General features: G+C 26.0%; 9 protein-coding genes, 1 tRNA gene and 1 pseudogene. 7 read left to right on the forward strand and 4 right to left on the reverse strand.

The window, feature by feature from the left end:
• Positions 1-230 (forward strand): transposase domain-containing protein (locus EIC27_RS08190; protein ID WP_205702304.1); only part of this gene is annotated, 230 nt, incomplete at its 5' end.
• Positions 231-288: 58 nt separating this feature from the next.
• Here the strand turns inward: EIC27_RS08190 and EIC27_RS03830 are convergent.
• The 4 genes from EIC27_RS03830 to EIC27_RS03845 all read right to left on the reverse strand — a co-directional run bounded on the left by EIC27_RS03830 (position 289) and on the right by EIC27_RS03845 (position 5,549).
• Positions 289-2,190: a hypothetical protein gene (locus EIC27_RS03830; protein ID WP_126044815.1), complete on the reverse strand. Its 1,902-nt coding sequence runs from the start codon at positions 2,188-2,190 to the stop codon at positions 289-291.
• Between the two features lie 176 nt (positions 2,191-2,366).
• Positions 2,367-3,407, reverse strand: coding sequence for a hypothetical protein (locus EIC27_RS03835; RefSeq protein ID WP_126044816.1), 1,041 nt, complete (start codon positions 3,405-3,407; stop codon positions 2,367-2,369).
• 33 nt (positions 3,408-3,440) lie between these two features.
• Entirely contained in the window at positions 3,441-5,450 is a 2,010-nt protein-coding gene (gene priA, locus EIC27_RS03840; RefSeq protein WP_126044817.1) for a replication restart helicase PriA, read from the reverse strand.
• A gap of 9 nt (positions 5,451-5,459) precedes the next feature.
• Positions 5,460-5,549 (reverse strand) — tRNA-Ser (locus EIC27_RS03845).
• A gap of 262 nt (positions 5,550-5,811) precedes the next feature.
• Between EIC27_RS03845 and EIC27_RS03850 the strand changes: the two genes are divergently transcribed.
• From EIC27_RS03850 to EIC27_RS03870, 6 genes and pseudogenes are all read left to right on the forward strand, one after another.
• Positions 5,812-7,368 (forward strand): lysine--tRNA ligase, encoded by a 1,557-nt coding sequence (locus tag EIC27_RS03850; RefSeq protein WP_126044821.1) that lies wholly within the window; start codon positions 5,812-5,814, stop codon positions 7,366-7,368.
• A 45-nt stretch (positions 7,369-7,413) separates the two neighbouring features.
• On the forward strand, positions 7,414-8,265 hold the full coding sequence (gene pdxY / locus EIC27_RS03855; protein WP_126044818.1) for a pyridoxal kinase: 852 nt from the start codon (positions 7,414-7,416) through the stop codon (positions 8,263-8,265).
• Positions 8,266-8,321: 56 nt separating this feature from the next.
• Positions 8,322-8,777, forward strand: a complete 456-nt coding sequence (gene rplM / locus EIC27_RS03860) for a 50S ribosomal protein L13 (RefSeq protein ID WP_126044819.1) — start codon at positions 8,322-8,324, stop codon at positions 8,775-8,777.
• 5 nt (positions 8,778-8,782) lie between these two features.
• On the forward strand, positions 8,783-9,322 hold the full coding sequence (rpsI, locus tag EIC27_RS03865; protein ID WP_126044820.1) for a 30S ribosomal protein S9: 540 nt from the start codon (positions 8,783-8,785) through the stop codon (positions 9,320-9,322).
• A gap of 113 nt (positions 9,323-9,435) precedes the next feature.
• Positions 9,436-9,567 carry a hypothetical protein gene (locus EIC27_RS07875; RefSeq protein ID WP_276310331.1) on the forward strand — a complete coding sequence of 44 codons (132 nt, stop codon included), beginning with the start codon at positions 9,436-9,438 and terminating at the stop codon, positions 9,565-9,567.
• A 73-nt stretch (positions 9,568-9,640) separates the two neighbouring features.
• Positions 9,641-9,904: pseudogene (locus EIC27_RS03870) on the forward strand (IS6 family transposase); the annotation flags it as partial.

Consider the following 9,904-nt stretch of genomic DNA (forward strand, 5'->3'; position numbering starts at 1 on the left):
GTATAAAACCATTTGCAGTTGGCAGAAAAAATTGGATGTTCTGTGCAACAACTAAGGGTGCTAAAGCTAGTGCAAATATTTATAGTATTATTGAAACTTGCAAAGTAAATAAGATTAATCCTTATGATTATTTAAAATATTTGCTGAATCATATTCATGATTATTCTGATCCAAAAGAGTTAGTAAATTTACTTCCATATAATATTGATAAAAAAATATCATCAAATTAAATTTTTTTTAGAATTATCAAAAAACTTAAGAAACCCAAAGAAAGGCGGATAATACTTGTCAAGATGGGGATATTTTAGCGTTTACTAAATTATAATTTCCTTCTCTATTTAAAAATTCATTAATTTCTGGCTTCCTATCTTTGATAATATACTTCAGCTCAGCTTTAATAATTTCTTTATTATCACATATATCTTGCAAACTATATTTCTCTTTTTTTAAATACTCATCTACTATTTGTGAAATCAATGCATTTCTTTCTTCATTATAATTAAACCTATCTGTGAAATTTGAAACAAAGTTTGGCATATAATAGCTCCATTTAGCAGGTATAATCTGATCTTTAATTTCATTAATTATCTCATTTCTTGCATTAGAATAATTGTTTATTACTAAAGACATATCTGGATATTTATATAAATTCATAGTTGTAATATCTCTACTAGAAATTTGTTGAAATATTTCAACATTATAGATTGCAATATCCAGTATTTGATTAACTAACCAATTATTCTTGTTTCTAAAAGCATAATCAAATAAAGAGCCAGAATTATCATTTTTTATTAATAACTCCTCTAAAACACCTAAACTCATTGCAGATTTAAATAATTCTTGTACTAAAGATTCTTGCTTATTTATAATAGCTTCACGAAATATATCAAAACATTGTTTTTGAAATTTCATTTCTGAAATAATATCTGAATATGTCAAATCAGACTTGAATGGATTATTTAAAATAATTAAAATTTCTCTTAGGTTACCACCATATTTAATACAATTTTGCTTTAGATGCGCTAAAGCATATTCCCTTTTATTACTATTTAAATATAATTTAACAGGATCAATAATATGATTTTTATTATTGATAATAAATAAATCATTATCTATTGCATACTCTAACAAATCATCAGGTATAATCTCTATATTTAAAGGTAGTCCACAATTTATAAGCAATTTATCTATAAGTTTTTGTCTCTTCTCTGAGTTTAATAGAATAATAGAAATATTATCTAAAAATAAAATTATATAAATTCTAAGGATTTTTTTATAATGATCTTTATATCTAAATAACTCAATTTTATCTGTATTTTGTTTTAATGCTTGTGCACAAAATAAATTATTATAAGCACTGCCCCCTAAAAATTTAAAATCTTCGCTTTTTTGTTCTATCCACTCATCTAATCTATCAGAAAAATGTTTTATATAACCTGTATCAAGGGTGCTTAATATATTAAATTTAGGCAAATCTGATTCTAATTTATACAGAATCAAATCTACTAATTCTTCATAATTTTCTAATAAATTTTGTACTTTATAATTTATGTAAGTATTAATCCTTCTAATATCAAATATATTATCAATTACATCCAAATATTTATCCTCAATTTTTCTTTTTTTTATTAACTTCCATTCATTTGCCAACACATTTAATATTACTGATATATCATGAATATGCCATAAATCACCCCTAGGTCTAAATTTTTGCAACACAAGCTGATTATCATGTGTTTTTGCACCACTTAATATTTCACCAGCAAAATTCTCAAGCATTTCTTTTTTTAACCTACTAATAATAGCTTTAAAAGATCTAAAACCATATATATCAAGTAAAATATTTTGCAAATTAGTGAGTGTACCTTCTCCACATGCAAAAACTTTATCTCTGTAAAGTGAGCTATCTATATTATTAATTTTTAAACTGTAGATTATAACCTCAGCACATTCTTTTATTTTTTTATTTTTTGAAAAACCTAATAATGAGATAAAATTACCTAAACCTAATCCCTCAGCTTTTCTAATCAATTTTTGCATTTGTATTTCGGATTGATTATCATCTCCATAAACAGGATCTTCAAAATCATAAATTTCTTCTTTTAAATATTTTTTTACTAAATTCTCATTTATATCAGGTATGACTTCAGGAAAACTTTTTTTAAAATTGCTAAGGAAATTTTCTGGCACCCCCATCCTCTACTTACAAAACTAAACATATATTTATACTATATCCCTTATTCAAAATCTCAAAATACTTTTCTAAAAGCATTAGAAAAAAATTATATTAAATCACTATAATTACCCTATGATTTTTTAATTATCAAAGATACTACAAGTAATTTGCGACATATAAACTATTTAAATTATCTGCCCTTTATTTTACTTGGACTATTATCTTGAAGCAATCTTTTAGAAAAAGAATTTACTCTAGAATTTTGAGTAGAATCTAAAAATTGTTCTTTAGCAAAAATCATATCCAATAATTTATTAAGATAATATTTTATTTTCTCTAAGGCCTTTAGCTCACCATTATTTAGTAAAATTTCTCTTTCCATTTTTAATGCTTCTCTTTTTAATTCATTCATAGACTTTTCATTAGTAGCTAAAACTGAAAAAGTCTCTAAAAATAAATCTGATATAGACTTATTTTCATCATTGTTTCTAATCTTCTCTATAAAAGAATCAATTAGAAAGAATTTCAAAGAATCATGCTGATTATCAACCAAACCTTTTTCAGGAACTTTTTTGGGAAAAATCATTGCAGAATTACTTGATTTTGTGTGATCGATTGAGGTAATTGTAAGTTGAAACTTTGGTAAAACTGTGTCTTGATCAACTTTCTCACCTCTAAGTGATGTAATATCTGTATCCATAGATAAATACATTTGATCCAAAACCTTACCTTCAACTTGTGCCTCCATTATTTTTTCATCTATTCCATACCCATATATTCTTCTTTTACTATAGGTAATTTTTTTAACCTTACCATTTTCATCTGTTTCAATATCTAAATAATTATGACTGCCATTATTATCAATTGCTTTACTAAGATTAAAATTTTGTGATTCACTACAACTATTTCTTAAATTAGATATAAAAGATGCTTCAAAAAGTTGAAAATGCATAAGTATAAAATCTTTCTGCTCTCCAGTTAGATAATCTAAACTTTTTATTTGCTCAACATTTTTAATAACCTCAACTTCTTCTCCATTTTTACTAATATGTAATCCTTCTCTGTTTAAATCTTGTTGGTCATCTTCTTCAGCTTCCCTTCTTGATCTTGAAGTAAATTTTTCTTTAAGCTCATTGACTGCTTGAGGCACTGAGTCAAATATTTTATCACCACTACCTCCTAAGTTATAACCTTCATCATAACTCATCCTTATAGTTTCAACATTACCCATTCTTCAAAATACTTAATTAATCAAAATAAGCTATTATGAAAAATTATAAGGGTCAATATCAATTTTTATTTTAATTATATGAGGGATACTAAATTCATTAAACCAAGTTTCAATATATTTCTGAATATTAATTTGTTTTGAGCTTCTAAGAATAATTCTATAGCGAAATTTATTTCTAATTTTATAAATTGGTGCAGGTGCTGGTCCTAAAATTTCAATTTTTTGATTTATAGGAGCTTTTGTAACAATATACTGCATAAATGCATTTAAACTTTCTTCATTAAAACTACTTCCTTTAAGCATGACTAATTTTGAAAAAGGAGGCATAAATGAATCCTGCCTATTTATTAACTCAGCTTTAATAAATGATTCATATTCCCAATTTTTAATATACTGTAATATAGGATTATCTGCAAAATAAGTTTGTATTATAACAATACCTTTCTCTTTTTGCCTACCTGCTCGTCCTGCTACTTGATATAATAGTTGAAATGTCCTTTCTAAAATCTTCAAATCACAACCTGCAAATGATATATCTGAATCAATTACACCAACTAAATGCAAATCTGGAAAATTCAAACCTTTTGCAAGCATCTGAGTTCCTATAATTATATCATATTTTTTATTTTCTATTTCTTCTATTATTTTTGATGCTTTTTTAAAATTAGATATTGTATCACTTGTTATAGAAATTACTTTCGCAGCGGGAAACAAAGAACAAATTTCTTCTTCTATTTTTTCAATACCAGCTCCTAGAGCAACTAATTTTTCATCAGAATCACATTTCGCACATTTTATTAACTTATCCTCAAGGTAACCACAATAATGACATAACATTTGATTTTTCTTTCTATGTTCTACCAAAAAGAATTGGCAATTAGGACAAGAAAATTTCTCTCCACAGCTATTACAAATAGTAAGTGGAGCATATCCCCTTCTATTTAAAAAAATCATTGATAACTTTTTTCTCGCAAGACAGTTAATTATTTCATTTTGCAGAGATTCAGATATCCATTTACTATTAGATAATTTTTCTTGTTTTAAATCTACCACCTCAACTTTAGGCAATAAAACACCGGTATAACGATTAGGCAATCTGTGTAATATACATTTATCAAGACTTGTATTGTAATATGTTTCTACAGATGGAGTAGCAGTTGATAGTAAAATTGGAAATCTCTCAATATTTGCCTTAACAATAGCCATATCTCTAGCATTATAAACAATTCCTTCTTCTTGCTTAAAAGAACCATCATGTTCTTCATCTATAATTACAAGCTTTAATTTTAGAAATGGTAAAAAAAGTGCACTTCTTGCACCTACTACCACGTTAATCTCCCCATTTATAACTCCATGCCATATAATGGCTTTATTCTTAGGAGTTAAAGATGAGTTCCATTCAGCGATAACGCAATTTTTCAATCTTTTCTTAAATCTTTCTACAAGCTGTGTAGCAAGCAATATTTCTGGCAATAATATTAAGACTTGTTCACTATTATTAATTACTTGCTGAGCAATTTCCAAATAAACTTCAGTTTTTCCAGATCCTGTTGCACCTAAAATCAAATGAGATGAGTACTTTTTAAAGCCATATTTACATATATCAAAAACAACTTGTTTTTGAAGATCTGATAATTGAACAGGATTATGATTATAACGATTAATATTAAATTTTTTATACTCAGATTTAACAACGTTATATTCGATATTACTCCTACTTAATAAAATCATTTTTATAATACTGCCTAAATAAGTATTATTGTATTGAGAAACCCATTTTACAAAATTTAATAATTTTAAAGGAATTGTAGGGGTCTTATAAGCCTCCATTACATCTTTTAACTCAAAATCTAAACTATTACTACAAGTATTGGTAATATTTATAACAACTCCTATCTGTACTTTTTTTCTAAAATTAACTTTTACAATAGAACCTATTTCTATATAGATATTGCCTGGTATTTTATAAGAAAATTCTTGATTAAATGGTAATGCTAAAATTACATGAGCTATTTTAACTTCTAATTTTTTTTGCATTTTCATTTATTAAAATGGCGGAGAGAGAGGGATTCGAACCCTCGATACGAATAATCGTATACTTCCTTAGCAGGGAAGCGCCTTCAGCCACTCGGCCACCTCTCCCAAGAGGTTTGATATAATCTAGTTTTTTTCAATCAAAATATCAATAAAAAATTGTATTTATAAAACACTGTACTCTAATTAAAATTAATATAATAATTGATTTTTTTCTTTCGCTATTATTAATAAATTCTCTACTAATTTATAAAAAATAAACTTTATTTAACAAATTATAATATAAGATAATTACTTAAATTGTAAGAGATACTTGAGTTTTCATTTATTTTCTATACCATATCTTCTACAAATTTATGAATGTATTTTAATGTTAGATTTAAATAATATTAACTCATGGGCTTTTAAAGAAGCAAATTTATTATTAAAAAAAATTAATAATCAACCTCCTAAAAAAGGTTATGTATTATTTGAAACAGGATATGGCCCATCAGGATTGCCACATATTGGTACATTTGGTGAAATTGTTAGGACCAGCATGGTCAGAAAAGCTTTTCAATATATTTCTGATATTCCTACTAAATTATTTTGTATGTCAGATGATATGGATGGTCTTAGGAAAGTACCTGATAATATTCCAAATAAAGAAAATTATTACCAATACATTGATTTACCTTTAACAAATATACCAGATCCTTTTAGAAAAAACCAAAGTTATGGTGATTACATGAATTCTAAATTAATTGAATTCCTAGATCATTTTAATTTTGACTATGAATTCATTAGTGCAACTAAGTGTTATAAATCTGGAAAATTTAATGACTACCTAACCAAAGTCTTAGAAAAATATGATAACATAATTGATATCTTGATTCCAACACTTGGCAAAGAGAGAAGAGAAAGCTACAGCCCTTTTTTACCTATTTGTGAAAAAACAGGCAAGGTATTACAGGCAAAAGTAATAAACAAAAATATTGAATCAAAAACTATAACTTATTTAGACAATACGGGACATAAAGTTGAAACAAGTATTTTAAATGGTAAATGTAAACTACAATGGAAACCAGACTTTGCAATGAGATGGGCAGCTCTTGATGTAGATTATGAGATTTATGGCAAAGATATACAAGCAAATGCAGAAATTTATGATAAAATTTGCACAGTGCTTGGAAAGTCACCACCACAACAAATGTCATATGAACTATTTCTTGATGAAAATGGTCAAAAAATTTCTAAATCTAAAGGTAATGGCCTGTCAATTGATGATTGGTTAAAATATGCTAACCAAGAAAGTTTAAATCTTTTTATGTATCAATCACCTAAAAAAGCTAAAAAATTGTATTTTAGCATAATTCCTAAAACTTTTGATGAGTATTTAAATCATCTAAGTAAATTTAATCAACTTACTGACGAGAAAGAAAAAATTTCTAATCCCATATTCTACATACATACAGATAAAATACCTAATATTAATCTTGATAAAATTACTTTCAGCTTATTATTAAATCTTGTTAATGCTTGTAATACTGACAACAAAGATGTTTTATGGGGGTATATTAAAGATTTTATTGATCATGATAATATTAATAAAGAAACACATGAATATATAGATTCTATGCTAGGATATGCTATAAATTACTTTCAAGATTTTATAAAACCTAAGAAAAAATATAAAATACCTAATGAACAAGAAATTAAATTACTGAAATTATTACTTGAAAATTTAAAAACAGTTAATAATACAGCAGAAGATATACAAAATACAGTATATAAGATAAGTAAAGATAATAATATTCCTTTAAAAGAATGGTTTCAGTCGCTTTATGAAATTCTTCTTGGAACAAAAGAAGGCCCAAGAATTGGCACATTTATAAAATTATATGGGGTTAAAAAAATAGAAAAATTAATTTATGAAAAAATATGTTAGTTAAAAATTTATAAATTAAACAATTAAATTAGATAGGAAGTAAATATGAGTATTTTATCAATTCAATTTCATGTATCTCATGGATACATTGGCAATAAAGTTGCATCATTTGCATTACAATGTTTAAAACATAAGGTAATTAATATTAATACAGCACAATTTTCTAATCATAATTTATACAAAGAATTTTTAGTAGATATTTTTCAGGTGTGCCATGTAAAAAAAGTAATTAATGGCCTTTCAAAAATCAATATAATTAATAATCAAATTAATGGTTTTTTAACAGGTCATATGGGCAATGAATTAATTAGTCTTGAGGCATTAAATTTTGTCAAAAATATTAAAAATAATATTCCTGATTTAATTTATCTATGCAATGCAAAATTAGGAAATAAGGAAAGAGGCTTATATGTTAAACCAGAATTACTTGATTTTTATAGGAACTACGCATTAAAATTATCAGATATCTTAGTAGTAAATCATTTTGAAGCTGAAATATTGACTATGCACAATATTAATAATATTAACCATGCAAAACTAGTTGCTAAAAAACTTGCTGACATGGGATTATCTAGAATAATAATTATTTCAGGGTTAAAAATTAATTCAAAAACAATATCTACATTATTATTTGATAGTAATAATTTTTATATTCAAGAAAGTCCTTTAATTAATTTTGAACAAAAACCTGCTGGGCTTGGCAATTTTCTTTCTGCATTATTCTTAGGAAATTACTTGCATACAAATAATATTTTAAAATCATTTTCAAATACTATAGCTACTATTAATAATATATTAGAAATAAATCATAAAACAAAAAGTAAGGAATTAGAAATTATACAGGGACAAGAAAAAATTAGTAACCCAGAAACTAATTTTGTAATTAATAAGTTGTAATAATTTTTGTTTTATGTATTATTCTATTACTATTTAATTTGAGATAAACATATTTTATGAGTGTTAAGCTATCAAGTACTTTTTTTGCAAAACCCCAAGATGTAGAAAAAAATTGGCTACTAATTGATGCCAAAGAGCAAATTTTAGGCAGACTTGCAGCGCAAATTGCCAAACTTTTACGTGGGAAACATAAGCCATATTATACTCCCCATATAAACTGTGGAGATAATATAATTGTTATTAATGCTGATAAAGTAAAATTAACTGGTAAAAAGCTTCAACAAAAAACATATTATAGACATACTGGTTATCCTGGCGGAATCAAAGAAGTCAAAGCAGCTGATTTATTATCAGGAAAATATCCAGAAAGAATGTTAACTTTAGCTGTTAAAAGAATGTTACCAAAAGAAAGCCCACTTGCTAGACAACAATTAAAATGCCTACATATTTATAGAGATAACGAACATCCTCATAAAGCACAAAAACCTGTTTTAATTAACCCAATTAAATAATTATTATGAATAAAAAAGAAGAAACTATAACAAAAACTAGGAAAGCAAAAAGCTCAACTAAAACTAATGTTGAATCTAAGAACAAAACTACTGCTCAAAATAAAAAGGAAGTTAATGTAAAACATACTGCTACTAAAGCTATTACTAAAATAGAAGGTAAAAAAATATACGCTACAGGCAAAAGAAAAACTGCTATTGCAAAAGTTTGGATGATTAGTAAGGGATCAGGAAAAATTATTGTTAATGGTAAAAATTTAATTGATTATTTTCAAAGACCTGTTGATAGAATGATAATTAACCAACCTTTTGCAATTGTTAAAGCAGAAGGAATTTACGATATAGAATGTAATGTCTTAGGCAGCGGTTTATCTGGCCAAGCAGGTGCTATTAGACATGGGATCAGCAAAGCATTAAATCAAATAAGTGATGAATTTCATAAAACTCTAAGAAGTGGAGGCTTTTTAACTAGAGATAGTAGAAAAGTTGAAAGAAAAAAATATGGACAACCTAAAGCTAGAAAGAAATTTCAATTTTCTAAAAGATAATCCATATTTTGATTTTATAATTATAAAATTAAACCTTATATATTTTTATAAAATTAACAATTTACAAATTCTAAAGTCTTAATTTTTAACTATTTATTTTTTTATATAATAGTATGTCTTTTACATTTAGTAATAAAAATAATGTTTTTTTTATTGTTGTTGCAGCAATCTCGGTATTTGATCTTGCAATATTCTTTTATTTGCCATTACTCTCAAGTATTAGACAAGAATTAAGAGCAAACTAATCATTAATTCAGCTGGTTCTGTCGCATCTGTTGAAAAGTATAAGAATCTTTGATATTCTGAAAGAAATGATAGATGTTAATAATGCTGAAAGTAGACCCAAAATTAATGAAGTATTTCAAGAATCATGAATATGGTCCAGAAATAATAATGGTATCATTGTATATGAAAGGAAGATATTCTCTAAGTTATAGAGAGATAGAGGAGATAGGCGGGTTGAGAGGATTCGCCATTGATCACGCTACTTTACAAAGGTGGGTAATAAAGTTTATGCCAATACTTGAAGGAAGATTCAGAAAAAGAAAGAAGCCAGTCAATGGTAGTTGGAGAATGGACGAG

This window comes from Candidatus Aquarickettsia rohweri (genome assembly GCF_003953955.1).
Taxonomy (GTDB): domain Bacteria; phylum Pseudomonadota; class Alphaproteobacteria; order Rickettsiales; family Midichloriaceae; genus Aquirickettsia; species Aquirickettsia rohweri.

Excerpts from the sequence above, each read along its gene's own strand:
- priA (WP_126044817.1), bottom strand. The coding sequence starts at position 5,450 with ATGAAAATGCAAAAAAAATTAGAAGTTAAAATAGCTCATGTAATTTTA.
- rplM (WP_126044819.1), top strand. The coding sequence starts at position 8,322 with ATGAGTGTTAAGCTATCAAGTACTTTTTTTGCAAAACCCCAAGATGTA.
- EIC27_RS03835 (WP_126044816.1), bottom strand. The coding sequence starts at position 3,407 with ATGGGTAATGTTGAAACTATAAGGATGAGTTATGATGAAGGTTATAAC.
- rpsI (WP_126044820.1), top strand. The coding sequence starts at position 8,783 with ATGAATAAAAAAGAAGAAACTATAACAAAAACTAGGAAAGCAAAAAGC.
- EIC27_RS07875 (WP_276310331.1), top strand. The coding sequence starts at position 9,436 with ATGTCTTTTACATTTAGTAATAAAAATAATGTTTTTTTTATTGTTGTT.
- pdxY (WP_126044818.1), top strand. The coding sequence starts at position 7,414 with ATGAGTATTTTATCAATTCAATTTCATGTATCTCATGGATACATTGGC.
- EIC27_RS03850 (WP_126044821.1), top strand. The coding sequence starts at position 5,812 with ATGTTAGATTTAAATAATATTAACTCATGGGCTTTTAAAGAAGCAAAT.